This is a genomic window from Neobacillus niacini (assembly GCF_031457145.1).
GTDB lineage: Bacteria > Bacillota > Bacilli > Bacillales > Cytobacillaceae > Neobacillus > Neobacillus niacini_J.
Genome location: NZ_JAVDVZ010000005.1, coordinates 163072 through 178934 on the forward strand (window position 1 = coordinate 163072; position 15863 = coordinate 178934).

The 15863-nt window shown below is 40.1% G+C and carries 14 protein-coding genes and 1 other annotated feature; of the genes, 11 read left to right on the forward strand and 3 right to left on the reverse strand.

Annotated features, from left to right (window positions below):
• Window positions 1–46 precede the first annotated feature (46 nt).
• The gene (locus tag J2Y03_RS14345) at window positions 47–538 is read left to right on the forward strand and encodes a dUTP diphosphatase (protein ID WP_132093026.1); all 492 of its coding nucleotides are present in this window, start codon (window positions 47–49) and stop codon (window positions 536–538) included.
• 63 nt (window positions 539–601) lie between these two features.
• Window positions 602–1687, forward strand: coding sequence for a M42 family metallopeptidase (locus tag J2Y03_RS14350; protein WP_310195249.1), 1086 nt, complete (start codon window positions 602–604; stop codon window positions 1685–1687).
• A gap of 159 nt (window positions 1688–1846) precedes the next feature.
• On the opposite strand, the gene sspI is transcribed toward J2Y03_RS14350, so the two are convergent.
• Window positions 1847–2053 carry a small acid-soluble spore protein SspI gene (gene sspI, locus J2Y03_RS14355; RefSeq protein ID WP_132089068.1) on the reverse strand — a complete coding sequence of 69 codons (207 nt, stop codon included), beginning with the start codon at window positions 2051–2053 and terminating at the stop codon, window positions 1847–1849.
• Between the two features lie 111 nt (window positions 2054–2164).
• Here sspI and J2Y03_RS14360 point away from each other — a divergent pair, with 111 nt between their 5' ends.
• The 3 genes from J2Y03_RS14360 to pheT all read left to right on the forward strand — a co-directional run bounded on the left by J2Y03_RS14360 (window position 2165) and on the right by pheT (window position 6742).
• The gene (locus J2Y03_RS14360) at window positions 2165–2914 is read left to right on the forward strand and encodes a TrmH family RNA methyltransferase (RefSeq protein ID WP_310195252.1); all 750 of its coding nucleotides are present in this window, start codon (window positions 2165–2167) and stop codon (window positions 2912–2914) included.
• 61 nt (window positions 2915–2975) lie between these two features.
• Window positions 2976–3219: a binding site (T-box leader), on the forward strand.
• A gap of 55 nt (window positions 3220–3274) precedes the next feature.
• Complete coding sequence (gene pheS / locus J2Y03_RS14365) at window positions 3275–4312, forward strand: phenylalanine--tRNA ligase subunit alpha (RefSeq protein WP_132089062.1); 1038 nt, start codon at window positions 3275–3277, stop codon at window positions 4310–4312.
• Window positions 4313–4327: 15 nt separating this feature from the next.
• Window positions 4328–6742 (forward strand): phenylalanine--tRNA ligase subunit beta, encoded by a 2415-nt coding sequence (gene pheT / locus J2Y03_RS14370; protein ID WP_310195254.1) that lies wholly within the window; start codon window positions 4328–4330, stop codon window positions 6740–6742.
• A 69-nt stretch (window positions 6743–6811) separates the two neighbouring features.
• Here pheT and J2Y03_RS14375 read toward each other — a convergent pair whose 3' ends face one another.
• Both J2Y03_RS14375 and rnhC read right to left on the reverse strand, forming a co-directional pair.
• Entirely contained in the window at window positions 6812–7264 is a 453-nt protein-coding gene (locus tag J2Y03_RS14375) for a cupredoxin domain-containing protein (RefSeq protein WP_310195256.1), read from the reverse strand.
• A gap of 114 nt (window positions 7265–7378) precedes the next feature.
• On the reverse strand, window positions 7379–8314 hold the full coding sequence (gene rnhC / locus J2Y03_RS14380) for a ribonuclease HIII (protein ID WP_310195259.1): 936 nt from the start codon (window positions 8312–8314) through the stop codon (window positions 7379–7381).
• Between the two features lie 133 nt (window positions 8315–8447).
• On the opposite strand from rnhC, the gene zapA reads away from it, so the two are divergent.
• From zapA to J2Y03_RS14410, 6 genes are all read left to right on the forward strand, one after another.
• Entirely contained in the window at window positions 8448–8708 is a 261-nt protein-coding gene (gene zapA / locus J2Y03_RS14385; RefSeq protein ID WP_132089049.1) for a cell division protein ZapA, read from the forward strand.
• A 7-nt stretch (window positions 8709–8715) separates the two neighbouring features.
• A complete protein-coding gene (locus J2Y03_RS14390; RefSeq protein WP_132089046.1) occupies window positions 8716–9270 on the forward strand; it encodes a CvpA family protein in 555 nt (184 codons plus the stop codon).
• Window positions 9271–9321: 51 nt separating this feature from the next.
• Window positions 9322–11043 carry a DNA polymerase/3'-5' exonuclease PolX gene (gene polX / locus J2Y03_RS14395; protein ID WP_310195511.1) on the forward strand — a complete coding sequence of 574 codons (1722 nt, stop codon included), beginning with the start codon at window positions 9322–9324 and terminating at the stop codon, window positions 11041–11043.
• Window positions 11044–11055: 12 nt separating this feature from the next.
• Window positions 11056–13413, forward strand: coding sequence for an endonuclease MutS2 (locus J2Y03_RS14400; RefSeq protein WP_310195261.1), 2358 nt, complete (start codon window positions 11056–11058; stop codon window positions 13411–13413).
• A 64-nt stretch (window positions 13414–13477) separates the two neighbouring features.
• Window positions 13478–13885: a DUF350 domain-containing protein gene (locus J2Y03_RS14405; protein ID WP_310195263.1), complete on the forward strand. Its 408-nt coding sequence runs from the start codon at window positions 13478–13480 to the stop codon at window positions 13883–13885.
• A 240-nt stretch (window positions 13886–14125) separates the two neighbouring features.
• Window positions 14126–15829, forward strand: coding sequence for an AMP-binding protein (locus J2Y03_RS14410; RefSeq protein ID WP_310195265.1), 1704 nt, complete (start codon window positions 14126–14128; stop codon window positions 15827–15829).
• Window positions 15830–15863 lie beyond the last annotated feature (34 nt).

Here is a 15863-nt window from a genome sequence, read left to right on the forward strand (position 1 = left end):
TTCTTTCCATACTTTGATATAATTTTGCAGAGGGAGTGATAGAAAAATGCAATTGGAAAAATTATTTAACATGCAGCAAGCGCTGGATCAGCATATTGAAGAAAAGCATGAATTACAGAATGAAGAGTTATTTAACAGGAAGGTGCTTGCATTACTAGTCGAACTGGGTGAATTGGCGAATGAAACACGCTGTTTTAAATTTTGGAGTATTAAGCCATCATCGGAGAAAAGTATTGTCTTAGAGGAGTTTGTTGATGGTATCCATTTTATATTATCGCTTGGAATTGAGTGCGGGTTTCAGAATCTCAAGTACGCAATGAATAACGAACCACCAGGTAGTGGTGTTTCGGACCAATTTTTGCTGATTTACGAAAGTGTAAATAATTTTAAGAACAGTAAGAATGAACATGATTTCAAAGTCTTACTTGAATCCTATTTACAGCTGGGTACGCTGCTCGGTATAACATACGAGGAAATGGAAAAAGCATATTTTGCGAAAAATGAAGTAAATTATCAAAGACAACAGAATAATTATTAGCTGAACATAATCATTATTTTCAGTATAATAAATTTCGAATATAGATAAAAAGGGGGCGCAGCAATGGCTAAATTGGATGAAACTTTAACGATGTTAAAGGATTTAACGGATGCCAAAGGAATTCCCGGCAACGAGAGGGAAGTCCGCGAAGTAATGAGTAAATACATAGCTCCATATGCGGATGAAGTTACAACCGATGGGCTTGGCAGTTTAATCGCTAAGAAGGTCGGAAAAGAGGGCGGTCCAAGAGTTATCGTGGCTGGTCACTTAGACGAAGTCGGTTTTATGGTTACGCAAATTGATGACAAGGGTTTCCTTCGTTTTCAAACCGTGGGCGGCTGGTGGTCGCAGGTGATGCTGGCACAGCGCGTTACCGTGGTTACCAAGAAAGGTGATATCATTGGTGTCATCGGGTCCAAGCCACCACACATTTTGCCTGCAGAAGCTCGTAAAAAACCAGTAGAAATAAAAGATATGTTTATAGATATTGGTGCTTCAAGTCGAGAGGAAGCTCATGGATGGGGAGTTCTTCCAGGGGATATGGTCGTCCCATATTTCGAGTTTACTGTGATGAATAATGAAAAAATGCTTTTGGCAAAAGCATGGGATAACCGAATTGGCTGTGCGATTGCCATTGATGTATTAAAGCAGCTAAAAGGTACCGACCATCCAAATGAGGTTTATGGTCTGGGAACAACCCAAGAAGAAATCGGCTCCCGTGGTGCAAAGACTTCAGCTGAAAAAATTAATCCTGATATCGGTTTTGCTGTGGATGTGGGTATTGCTGGAGATACACCGGGAATTTCGGAAAAAGAAGCCATGAGTAAAATGGGGAAAGGTCCGCAAATCATTTTGTATGATGCTACTCTTGTGGCACATAAAGGTTTGCGCGATTTTATTACTAATTTGGCAGACGAATTGAATATCCCATACCAATTTGATGCAATCCCTGGCGGTGGGACTGACGCAGGTCCTATCCATCTAGCTCATCATGGTGTCCCTTCGATAGCGATCACCATTGCCACACGCTATATTCATTCGCATGCAGCGATCCTTCATCGTGATGACTATGAAAATGCAGTCAAGCTGATTGTAGAAGTCATCAAACGTCTAGACCGTGAAACCGTTGATAAAATTACGTATGAATAAAGTTTGCTTTCCTCGATATAATGTCGGGGATTTTTTATTAGATACTTGCGGATAGCGGAAAATACTTGCGGATAGCGAGAAATACTTGCGGATAGCGGTAAGTACTTGCGGATATGCATAAAAATAGCTGCCGAGTTCGAATCGGCAGCTCTAATATGATTACTTTAATCCACTTTCAAGAGCAACCAGCATTTCCTTCTTTTCTTCTGCAGATGAATGCTTCCATATAATTTCAAACAACACGCCTAGACCCGGTAGCATTTTTTCCTCGCCGTTTTGAATCGCGTCAACAATTGTATCTTCTAATTCCGCTTGTGAGTTTCCAGAAACATTGTGTACAATGGCATTCCGTAAATTTAAATTCATAATCATACACTCCTTTTTCATCCTGTATTACTTTAATATGTTTTCTATTTTTGGTTTTATTATGTATTTTTTTTGGGATATAATGAGTAAAAACACTAGAGGAGTACAAACTTGAAACATATTGAATCCATACAGAATCCAAAAGTAAAACAATGGAAAAAACTTTTAACAAAAAAGGAACGCGATAAAACTGGTACATTTTTAGTGGAAGGCTTTCATTTAGTAGAAGAAGCATTAAAACACAGTGAGAGTGTAATCGAAATTATCGTTTCTACTAGTGTGGGTATTCCACCACGCTGGGACTCTAGAGAAATACCTGTTACGACCGTTACAGAAGAGATATCAAACTCCTTATCAGATACAGAAGCACCACAGGGGATCTATGCGGTTTGCCGGCAGGTCCAAATGGAAGTGCCTGAGGCGAAAACTTATCTTTTAATTGATGCAGTACAGGATCCAGGGAATCTAGGAACAATGATTCGCACAGCGGACGCAGCTGGTATTGACGCAGTAATAGTCGGAAAGGGAAGCGTAGATGTCTATAACGGAAAGGTACTCCGCTCCGCGCAAGGAAGCCATTTTCACCTGCCAATCATATCTGGTGACCTTCATAAATGGATGGAACAGCTAAAGGAAAAAAATATTTCCGTTTACGGTACAGCACTTGAAGGGGCAGCTGCATATACTGATATTTCAACGGAGGATAAGTTTGCCTTACTTGTTGGCAACGAGGGGAATGGCGTCAACAAGGAGCTGCTTGCTAAAACAGACGCGAACCTTTATATTCCAATTTACGGCAAAAGTGAATCACTCAATGTAGCTGTTGCAACAGGCATCCTGTTATATTTTTTGAAAAAATAGACGATACTTGTTTGAAACCACTGGCAAAGTATTATATAATAATCTACATTATTGAAAAATACCAAAAACGATGACGGAGAAAAGTATCTTATCAAAGACCATTTAGGGAGAAAGTGCCATGACTGAAAGCACTTTTATGGAAGGGGTAGGAGAAGTTCACCTCCTGAGTTGGCATCGGGACCACGTGCGAAAAGCACTTGTAAAGATGCACCGGCCTAGCCGTTATCCGAATGAAGCGAACACATGTGTTTTATACATACCGTGTTTACAAGGGTGGTACCGCGACTATAAACCTCGTCCCTTTCCAGGGATGGGGTTTTTTTGTTTTCATTCGTAATCAAATTTAAGGAGGAAAACCAAATGCAAGAACGATTAAAGGAATTGCAGCAGGAGGCTATTCAAAAAATTGAACAGTCTTCAAGCTTGAAGGAATTGAATGACATCCGGGTTGCTTATTTAGGAAAAAAAGGTCCGATTACAGAAGTGTTACGTGGAATGGGTAAGCTTTCTGCAGAGGAACGCCCAGTTATGGGAGCACTTGCTAATGAAGTCCGTGAGGCAATTGCAACGATATTAGAAGCTAAACAGAAAGATTTAGAGGAAGCAGCGGTTTCAGAAAAACTCGCTTCTGAATCAATTGATGTTACCCTGCCAGGAAGACCAGTTAAGGTTGGAAATCACCATCCATTAACCAAAATCATTGAAGAAATTGAAGACTTATTTATTGGGATGGGCTATCAGATTGCTGAAGGACCTGAAGTTGAGCAGGATTATTATAACTTTGAAGCTCTAAATTTACCAAAAGGTCATCCGGCACGTGATATGCAGGATTCCTTTTATATTACAGATGAGATATTACTACGTACCCATACTTCACCCGTACAGGCGCGGACAATGGAAAAGAACGAAGGGAAAGGTCCATTCAAAATTATCTGCCCAGGTAAAGTGTACCGCCGTGATAATGATGATGCGACACACTCTCACCAGTTCACACAAATCGAAGGTCTTGTCGTCGGCGAGAATATTCGCATGAGCGACCTAAAAGGTACTTTAGAGGTTTTTGCGAAGAAAATGTTTGGTGAAGATCGTGAAATCAGATTGCGTCCAAGTTTTTTCCCATTCACAGAACCGTCAGTTGAAATGGATATTTCCTGTATGATTTGCGGTGGACACGGCTGTAATGTTTGTAAGAAAACAGGCTGGATTGAAATTCTTGGAGCAGGAATGGTCCATCCTCACGTCCTTGAAATGGCTGGCTATGATTCTAAAAAATATACTGGTTTTGCCTTCGGTATGGGACCAGAGCGGATTGCGATGTTGAAATACGGTGTCGATGATATTCGTCATTTCTATACAAACGATGTACGGTTCTTAAAACAATTTTCAAAACACGAATAGGAGGAGGGGCACAATATGTTCGTTTCATATAAATGGCTCCAGGATTATGTAGATTTATCCGGAGTATCAGCTGATGAATTGGCTGAAAAAATTACTAAAAGCGGGATTGAGGTTGAAGGCGTAGACGTCCTCAACGAAGGAATTAAAGGAATAGTCGTTGGTCATGTTGTTGAACGAGTACAGCATCCAAACGCTGATAAATTAAGTAAATGCCAGGTGGATATCGGTCAGGGAGAACCTGTTCAAATTATTTGTGGAGCACCGAATGTCGCGCAAGGGCAGAAGGTAGCGGTGGCAACAGTTGGGGCGGTATTACCAGGTAATTTTAAAATCAAACGCGCAAAACTTCGCGGTGAAGAATCAAATGGAATGATTTGCTCCCTAACGGAGCTTGGGATGGAAGCGAAGGTTGTACCGAAGGAATATTCTGAAGGAATCTTTGTTTTCCCTCAAGATGCAGCAGTTGGAAGTGACGCAATCGCATTATTAAACCGTGACGATGAAGTGCTTGAACTAGGTCTAACACCTAACCGTGCGGATTGCTTGAGCATGCTCGGTGTCGCTTATGAGGTAGCAGCGATTCTTGGACGCGATGTTAAGCTGCCAGAAAACGACCTTCAACCTGTAAATGAAAAAGCGACTGATTATATTACAGTAAAAGTTGAAGCTAATGAGGATAATCCTTTATATGCTGCAAAAGTAATTAAAAATGTAAAAATTGGCCCAGCGCCATTATGGATGCAAACACGATTAATGTCAGCTGGAATTCGTCCACATAATAATGTTGTCGATATTACTAACTACATTTTATTAGAATATGGTCAGCCTCTTCATGCGTTCGACTATAATCGATTAGGCTCAAAGGAAATCCTTATACGTCGCGCGCAAGATGGTGAGAAATTTGTAACTCTTGATGATGCAGAACGTACATTAACCTCCGACCATTTAGTGATTACCAATGGGACAGAACCTGTTGCATTAGCGGGTGTAATGGGCGGTGCAAATTCTGAGGTGACTTCAGACACTACAACAGTATTGTTGGAGGCTGCCTATTTTACAGGTGGTACGATAAGAAAAGCTTCAAAAGACCATGGTTTACGAAGTGAAGCAAGTGCTCGTTTTGAGAAGGGAGTCGACCCAAATCGTGTCCGTGCAGCTGGTGAGCGTGCAGCTTACTTAATTGCAAAATATGCAGGAGGAGAAGTATTAGAAGGTGCTGCAGAGGTTGATACGCTAACAGTTGAACCGGCAGTGGTTTCGATTACGTTAGAAAAAATAAATAGCGTTATCGGTACGAACCTGACAATAGCCGAGGTGGAAGCGATTTTTGAACGCCTTCAATTTGCGGTAAGCAGTGAAGGTGAAAATATTACAGTTACAGCTCCAACACGACGTGGTGATATTAAAATCGAGGAAGATTTAATTGAAGAAGTAGCGCGTCTATATGGCTATGATCTTATTCCAATGACATTGCCAATCGGATCGGCTACACCGGGTAAATTATCAAAGTATCAGGAAAAACGCCGTATCGTCCGTCAATATCTTGAAGGCGCTGGTCTTTACCAAGCAGTAACCTATTCGTTAACAAGTGAGGAAAAAGCAGCACAGTTCGCACTTGAAAAGCGCGATTTCATTCGCCTGGCAATGCCAATGAGTGAGGACCGCAGTATCTTGCGCTTAAGCATTATGCCGCAGCTTTTGGAGGTACTAAAATACAACAGTGCTCGTCAAAATGACAGCCTCGCTGTGTATGAGACAGGTGCAGTATTTTTAGCAAATGGAACTGAAGTATTACCTGAAGAAGAGGAGCATGTAGCTGGTGCGATTACCGGACTATGGCATAGTCATTCTTGGCAGGGTGAGAAAAAGCCAGTTGACTTCTATGTCGTAAAAGGTATTTTAGAAGGATTGTTTGCAAAACTTGGTCTTACTGAAAACGTTACTTATGTACAGGCGAAAGTGGATAATATGCACCCAGGACGTACGGCAGAGATTCACTTAAATGGTGAAAGAATCGGCTTCGTCGGTCAAGTACACCCAACTATGCAAAAAGAGCTTGATCTAAAAGACACCTATGTGTTTGAGCTATCCTTGAAGGCAGTCCTTGAAGAAGCTACAGCTGCACTTAGATACGAAGGTATACCACGTTTCCCATCCATCACAAGAGACATCGCTCTTGTTGTAGATAAAGAAACAGTCTCAGGCGTGTTGAAGGATATTATCCAAACTGCCGGCGGACAGCTTCTAAAAGAAGTACATGTCTTTGACTTATATGAAGGAGATCGCATGGAAGAAGGCAAAAAATCCATTGCGTACTCATTGAAATATATGGACCCAGAACGGACATTAACAGACGAAGAAGTAACAAAAGTCCATACTCAAGTACTCGAAGCTTTGAAAAGTCAAGCTGGGGCAGTACTTAGAGGATAAATACTCTTTTTTATTAGGCAATCACTAAAAAAGAACACCTTTATCAACATGTGGAGGTGTTCTTTTGGTTTAATTAACGACAATATAACCAATCATAGGGACCGAATGGTCACGATGAGCATGCGTTTCACATATTAATCGGTATGTTCCAGCTTTTTCGAATTGAAGTGGAACCAACGTTTGTTCACCTTCACTAACTGTCCCGCTAATGTCTGTTCCTTCAATATAAAAAGGGTGATCTTCATTACCGATACCACTAATATATAAATTGACTTTCTCTCCCTTTTCTAAAAAAATCGTTCCTGGATCCCAGCGAAAAGTCTCCATCTGTTTACCATCAACCGAATGCGATTTTAATTCAGCTGTAATCATGTCAATTTCGCGAACTTCACTATCTGCTTGTTGATTAAATACCATCGTATTGTCTTCTTTAAACATAAACCATCCATAAATGGCGGCGAAAACAACACCCGCTGCCAAAAAGAAAAGAATGGTATCTTTTTTTATTGCCAAAAATTTCATGACCTTACCCCTCTCAGATATTTGTCCTAATTCATACATATGCAAGACAACTAGGAAAACTTGTCTACTTTTTTATTTTTTTAGCATGAATTAGAAAAAAATCAGAAAAGGTAATTAGTTCTTCTTTTTATTGATCAGGTTAATCGCTTTTTCCGTATTGGCAAAATGCAGTTTCACAAATTGCGGCAGGACCTCTCGTCCTTTTTTCAAAATTAGCCTAGCTGCCGCCTCATCAACCTGTGCACCCGCACCTTTTGGGATTTTAAAGCCAGCTGATTCACTTAGCTTGTCAATATACTGAACAAACGCATACCGGGCAAGGATCGAGGCTGCTGCTACTGCTAGATGGATACCCTCGGCCTTCGTACTAAAATAAACATTTTCCTGCGCTACGGCTTTTTGATTTTTTACATGTTGAAAATAAGTGCTCCCTTGGACAAATTGATCAATAAGAATTCCATCTGGTTTAACAGGAGAAATTTTTTCAAGCACATTTAGGATCGCTTGGTTATGAAGGATGGCTTTCATTTTACCCTGGGACATACCTGACTTTTGGAGCTGATTGTATTTTTCATTTTTTAGGGTCATTAGACTAAATGGAACAACATCTTTAATGACCTTCGCAATCGCAATGATTTTTTCATCATTTAAGTCCTTTGAATCTCTGACACCTAATTCCTTCATGAGTGGAATATCCTCTTTCCGTACATACGCGGCAACGACCGTGATCGGACCAAAGAAGTCACCTGTCCCGACTTCATCAGAGCCAATGACGGACCATTGGCTAAACCCTTCTGGCAGATTACCTTTTGGAGCAGCTTTAGATTTAGCGGGGGCCTTTGCAGCTGCCTCTCCCCACCTGCTGGCTTCCGCTTCATTGCCATTTCCCTGAAATAATACTTTACCTGATTTATAGGCCGTTATCGTGCAGCTCGCTGTTTTCGCTGAAAACACACTGCCGGGTGGAAATTTATCTAGTAATTTACTCTCATAATAGCTTTTCATTTTATTGATTTCAGGCAAACTTAGATTTAACACAACATTTCCCAATCAAAAACACCCCTCGACAATTTTCTAGAAAAAGTAAAAAAACTCTACGTTAGACTGTTTCTCTTTTCGACATATATCCGTTCGTGTTATATTATAAATTAGGGATTTCTTCGAATTGAATGGAGGCAGTAACTTGTCAAATACAGAAAGAACTAGAACAACCGTTGATATATACGGACAGCAATACGTTATTTTAGGTACCGAGGCTCAAACGCACGTTCGGCATGTCGCTGAATTAGTTGACAAGAAAATGCGCGAAATTGGTTCTAGGAATCCATTACTAGATGTTAATAAGCTCGCTGTTTTAACCGCGGTTAATGCCGTCAATGATTATATTAAAATAAAGGAACAATTAGAGCGGCTGCAAGCTGAACTACAAAAGGAAAAGGACTGAATAAGTCATGATAGATTTAGCAATTATTTTATTATTAATTTTTGGTTTTTTTATCGGTTTAAAAAGGGGATTCATTTTACAGTTAGTCCATACAATAGGTTTTATTATTGCATACATAGTGGCAAATTTATACTATGACGATTTGGCACCGAAATTAACACTATGGGTACCATATCCGAATCTTGGCACAACCTCTCCTTTAAAACTATTTAGTGAGAACGGAAATATGGAGGAGGCTTTTTACCGTGCGATAGCCTTTGTGATTATTTTCATCGCGGTAAAAGTCTTGCTGCAAATTATCGGATCAATGCTCGATTTTATTGCCCATTTGCCTATTCTTAAACAATTAAATGTGTGGGCAGGCGGCATGCTAGGTTTTGCAGAAGTCTATTTAATTATCTTTATTTTATTATATATTGCTGCGCTTGTTCCAATGGAAGTTTTACAAAAACCATTGGATGATTCAATTATGGCAAACTTAATTGTCAATCATACGCCATTTCTTTCGCAGCAAATAAAAAGTATGTGGATTGAATATTCAGCTGCATTGACTTCTCTTTAAGGAGAAGTTTTTCTTTTAAAGGTTAAAATAATGGCAAGGTGGGTGGAAGCAATGGAGGTAAACAAAAAAGATTTAATCCGTCATTTAGAAATAATTGCTGTATATATGGAGTTAAAAGGTGAAAATCCCTTCAAGGTATCTGCCTTCCGTAAGGCTGCGTCGGCACTGGAATTTGATGACCGCAGTTTATCTGATATCGCAGATTTTACATCTATATCAGGAATCGGTAAAGGGACCGCTGCTGTTATTGAAGATTACATAAAAGAGGGCAATTCATCTGTGTTGAAGGAGCTCAAGGAAGAAGTTCCGAAAGGTCTTATTCCGTTATTACAATTACCAGGTCTTGGTGGAAAAAAGATTGCTAAGCTTCATAAAGAGTTGGGAGTTGAAGATGTCACTACATTAGAAGAGGCCTGTAAAGCAGGAAAAGTGCAAGCACTCGCAGGATTTGGAAAAAAGACAGAAGAAAAAATCTTAAGTGCCATAGCGAATGTTGGTTCAAGACCAGATAGACTGCCGCTTGCCTACATGCTTCCTATTGCAGAACAGATAGAAGCCAAGCTTTCTGAACTTCCCGAGATTCATCAATATTCCCGGGCTGGGAGTTTACGAAGAGTGCGCGAAACGGTTAAAGACCTGGACTTTATTATTTCTAGCGAACAGCCAGAAAAGGTCAAACAGTTCTTACTTGATTTACCAAATATAAAAGAGATTATCGGCGCTGGCGATACAAAGGTTTCACTTGTTTTTAGTTTCGAGTATGAAGTGTCAGTTGATTTTCGAATCGTCAAACCAAGAGAATTCACAACCACTCTCCACCATTTTACGGGTTCCAAGGACCATAATGTCCGGATGAGACAGCTGGCAAAGGAACGTGGTGAAAAAATAAGTGAGTATGGTGTTGAAAATGTGGAGACAGGCGAAATTCTGACTTTTACTTCAGAAGAGGAATTTTTCAAGCATTTTGACCTGCCATTTATTCCGCCAGAAGTACGGGAAGATGGAAAAGAAGTCGAGGATTTTGCGGCTTATGAAGGTGAATTAATACAACTTAGTGATATAAAGGGCGATCTTCACATGCACTCCACTTGGAGCGATGGAGCTCATTCGATTGAGGAAATGGTTGATGCCTGCCGTGCCAAGGGCTATAAATATATGGCGATCACCGATCACTCCCAATACTTAAAAGTAGCAAATGGGCTGACACGTGAGCGGTTGTTACAGCAAAAGGAAGAAATTAAAAAATTAAATGAAAAATACGATGATATACTAATTTTATCAGGAGTTGAAATGGACATCTTGCCAGATGGCACATTGGATTATGAGGACGACTTACTAGCGGAAATGGATTTCGTTATTGCGTCCATTCACTCCGCTTTTTCGCAGCCAAAAGAAAAAATTATGGAGCGGTTAACCACAGCATTAAGAAATGCCCATGTTGATTTAATTGCCCATCCGACTGGCAGGAAAATTGGCCGCCGGGAAGGCTATGATGTTGATATTGATATGCTAATAGACCTAGCAAAAGAAACGAATACAGCTTTAGAACTTAATGCCAATCCTAATAGATTGGACTTAAAAGCAGAATATTTACGAAAAGCGCAGGATGCAGGCGTGAAAATATTTATTAATACTGACGCTCATAAAAAGGAAACGTTATCCCATATGACTGTTGGTGTTTCCACAGCTAAAAAGGGCTGGGTAAAAAAATCATCGGTTATCAATGCACTTGAACCGAATGACTTATTAGAGTTTTTGCATAACCGAAAATAAGGAGGTTACTCCATGCAAGAAAGATCATTAAAAGTATTGGAATTTACCAAAGTGCGGGATCAGCTCATCGAGCATGCTGCTTCATCACTTGGAATAGATAGGTTAAAGAGATTGGTCCCATCGACTGATTTTGAAGAAGTCGTCAGGCTTCAGGCAGAAACAGATGAGGCCTCGACCGTTTTACGAATAAAAGGGAATGTCCCATTATCAGGAATTCATGATATTCGGGCACATATCAAGCGCTCTGTTATTGGAGGAGTCCTTAGCGCCCATGAGTTGGTACAGATTGCTAGTACCATTCATGCCAGCCGGCAAATGAAGAGATTTATTGAGGATATTGCAGAGGAAAGAACTGAAATCCCGATTTTAATAGAGCATGTAGATCGCATTATTCCTTTAGCACATTTGGAGGAATCAATTAAACTTGCCATCGACGAGGGCGGTGAAGTTCTCGATAGTGCAAGTGTTCTATTACGCTCGTTAAGGCAGCAGTTGCGTTCGAATGAAGCGCGTGTTCGTGAAAAATTAGAGAGTATGATTCGCTCTTCTAATGCAGCAAAGATGTTATCGGATTCAATTGTTACGATTCGAAATGATCGGTTTGTTATTCCTGTTAAACAGGAGTATCGCGGCCATTATGGCGGGATTATCCATGACCAAAGCTCATCTGGGCAAACGCTATTTATTGAACCGCAAGTGATTGTCCAATTAAACAATCAATTACAGGATATAAGAGTAAAAGAACAGCTTGAAATTGAAAGAATTTTGACGGAGCTTTCTGCAAAGACCGCTGAATTTGAGGCGGAGCTGCAAGTAATCGTTGAAGTTCTAGCTAATTTGGATTTTATTTTTGCCAAGGCAAGATATGGCCGTAAGATAAAAGCAAGTATGCCAAACATGAATAATGAAGGGCGAATTGCACTTTATAAAGCTAGGCACCCATTAATTCCAATTGATGAGGTCGTTGCTAACGATATTTTGCTCGGGAAAGAGTATACAACGATTGTGATAACCGGACCAAACACAGGTGGAAAAACGGTTACCTTAAAAACACTAGGTTTATGCTCGTTAATGGCGCAAGCAGGTCTACAGGTTCCAGCCTTAGATGGCTCAGAGTTAGCTGTATTTGATGCCATCTATGCAGATATCGGAGATGAGCAGTCAATAGAACAAAGCTTAAGTACCTTTTCTTCTCACATGGTGAATATCGTGGATATTTTAAAGAGAGTCGATTTCAATTCTCTTGTACTATTTGATGAGCTTGGTGCGGGTACTGACCCTCAAGAAGGTGCTGCGCTTGCCATTTCAATACTTGACGAGGTTCATCATCGTGGTGCCAGAGTAATAGCGACTACACACTATCCAGAATTAAAGGCATATGGCTATAATCGTGAAGGTGTCCTTAATGCCAGTGTGGAATTTGACGTTGAAACGTTGAGTCCAACCTATAAGCTTCTCCTTGGGGTTCCAGGACGAAGCAATGCATTTGAAATTTCAAAGCGATTAGGGTTAAATGATCGAGTCATTCAGGCAGCGAGATCGCATGTTAGTGAGGATAGTAATCAAATCGATAAGATGATTGCTTCGCTCGAAAACAGTAAGCGACAGGCTGAAATTGAACATGAAGAAGCTCGCGATTATTTAAGACAGGCAGAGCGTCTCCGTCAGGATATGGAAAAGCAAATGATTGAATTCTACGAGAACAAGGACTCTATGCTTGAAAAAGCGGCCGAACAAGCAGGTAAAATTCTTGATGAGGCAAAGAGTGAGGCGGAAAAGGTTATTCGTGACCTCCGTAAAATGCGGATAGAAAAGCATGCGGATATAAAAGAGCACGAATTAATTGATGCGAAGCGCCGTCTTGAAGCTGCTACACCTGAAATAAAGAAATCTTCCAAACAAATGAACAAGAAAACCAAGAAGCATACCTTGACTCCGGGTGATGAAGTCAAAGTTCTCACCTTTGGTCAAAAGGGTACTTTACTTGAAAAAGTATCAGATACCGAATGGCAGGTGCAAATCGGCATCCTGAAAATGAAAGTAAAGGAAAAGGATTTAGAATATACCGGTACTCCGAAGCTAGTAGAGACAAGACCGATGGCAATTGTTCAAGGTAGAGACGGTGATGTGAAGCTGGAGTTAGATTTACGCGGAGAAAGATATGAGGCAGCTCTTTCAAGAGTGGAAAAATATATCGATGATGCGTTATTATCAAACTATCCTCGTGTTTCTATTATTCACGGAAAAGGCACGGGAGCTTTAAGACAAGGTGTTCAGGAATATTTACGAAATCACCGCTCAGTAAAGAAAATTCGGTTTGGAGAAGCGGGCGAGGGCGGCTCTGGTGTTACCATTGTTGAATTTAAATAAGGCTGTTCATGTTGTTTTTCGAAATGGATAAATAGCCTTTACTAATAACCGGGGAGATTATGCAATGAACCAGTTTTGGGATAACATGTATGTTCAAAGTGCAGCCAATTATAGCGTAGTCATATTATGTGTGGTTGTCTTTTTAGCCATTTTTGAATTAGTTACAAAATATAAAAATTGGGAAGAAATCCAAAACGGTAATATTGCTGTGGCTATGGCAACCGGAGGGAAAATATTCGGGATTGCTAACATATTCCGCTATTCCATTGAACAAAATGATTCATTAGTAACAATGATAGGCTGGGGAGTATTTGGCTTTGTGCTTTTACTGGTTGGATATTTTATCTTTGAATTTTTAACACCTAAATTTAATATTGATGATGAAATTAAAAATGATAATCGTGCGGTTGGATTCATTGCTATGATTTTATCAATCGGCTTATCCTTTGTGATAGGTGCGGGAATATCGTAAGGGGAGAAAAAAGTGGAGACATTAGCTAAAGTACTTCTTGGTTTATGCGCCTTGTTTTTGCTAATCGGTATGGGGTACATGTTGTTTTTTTAATAAGAAAATCATCGCTGTTCATTCAGCGATGATTTTTTTATTGGAATAGTAAACATATACTATTATTCCAATTGTTTAAAGAGTCTGACTATATTATAATGAAAAGGAAGTGGGAAATTTTACAATTGTATAAAAAGGAGGGTTACTATGTATGAAACAAAACCATGGCTAACATCTTACCCAGAGGAAATTCCTGTAGAACTGGAATTTCGAAAGGAGCCTGTTCAGCAGTATCTTGTAGATGCAGCAAAAAACTTTCCAGAAAAAATCGCCATCCATTTTATGGGCAAGGAAATGACCTATAAAGAGCTTTACGATGAATCATTGTCATTTGCCAGCTATCTTCAACAAATTGGGATTTCTAAAGGTGACCGAGTTGCTATCATGCTTGCCAACACCCCGCAGGCGGTCATAAGTTATTTTGGAATACTAATAGCTGGTGGAATTGTTGTTCAAACAAACCCATTATACACTGAACGTGAACTTGAATATCAAATGAAGGACTCCGGAGCAAAAGCGATCATCACACTCGACATCCTCTATCCTCGCGCTTCTAAGGTGATGCCGCAAACTAATTTGCAGCATATAATTGTAACCGCTATCAAAGACTACCTGCCATTTCCAAAAAATTTAGTTTATCCCTTTATCCAGAAAAAGCAATATGGAATTGTCGTAAATGTTAAACATGAGGGCAATACCCACTTATTTAAAGAAATAGTAAAAATCAAGCCTACAAAACTAGTGGAGTATGACTTCGATTTTGAAGAGGATGTTGCCCTGCTTCAATATACAGGGGGAACAACCGGTTTTCCGAAAGGGGTTATGCTGACACATCGGAATTTAGTGGCGAACTCATCCATGTGTACCGCTTGGCTGTACAAAGCAAAACCAGGTGAGGAGTCCATTTTAGGGATTGTCCCATTTTTCCACGTATATGGAATGACAATCGTTATGATTTTATCCGTCATGGAAGCTTATAAGATGATCATTTTACCGAAGTTTGATGCTCTGACCACATTAAAAACGATTCAAAAACAGCGACCTACCCTTTTTCCTGGAGCGCCAACCATTTATATCGGTCTATTAAATCATCCTGATTTAAAAAAATATGATTTATCGTCTATCGATTCCTGCCTTAGCGGCTCTGCACCGCTGCCCATTGAGGTCCAAGAGGAATTTGAGGCGATTACAGGCGGGAAGCTTGTTGAAGGATATGGATTAACAGAATCCTCTCCTGTTACACATGCAAATTTCTTATGGGACCGTCCTCGGATAAAAGGCAGTATCGGTGTACCATGGCCGAATACAGAAGTAAAAATTATCTCTATGGATGATGGTGAAATAATGCCTGTTGGAGAAATCGGTGAAATTATCATTAAAGGTCCTCAAGTCATGAAGGGCTATTGGAATCGTCCGGAGGCAACGGAGGAAACGATTAAGGACGGCTGGTTATATACGGGTGACCTTGGCTATATGGATGATAATGGATATTTTTATGTAGTGGATCGAAAGAAGGATATGATTATCGCTGGAGGATATAATATATATCCAAGAGAAATAGAAGAAGTTTTGTATGAGCACCCAGATGTTTTGGAAGCGGTAGCTGCTGGTATTCCAGATCCGTATCGTGGTGAAACCGTCAAAGCATATGTGGTGTTAAAAGAAGGCTCAAAGCTTACCTCTGATGATTTGAATCAATATGCTAGAAAATATTTAGCGGCCTATAAGGCCCCGCGATTATATGAATTTAGAGGAGAATTACCAAAAACAGCGGTAGGGAAAATATTAAGAAGAACACTTGTTGAAGAAGAAATGAGAAAAATAGAGGAAGAAACCAAAAAACATGCCTAAAGCCTCCAGTTATTGCACTTCTTTTTTTTGCATG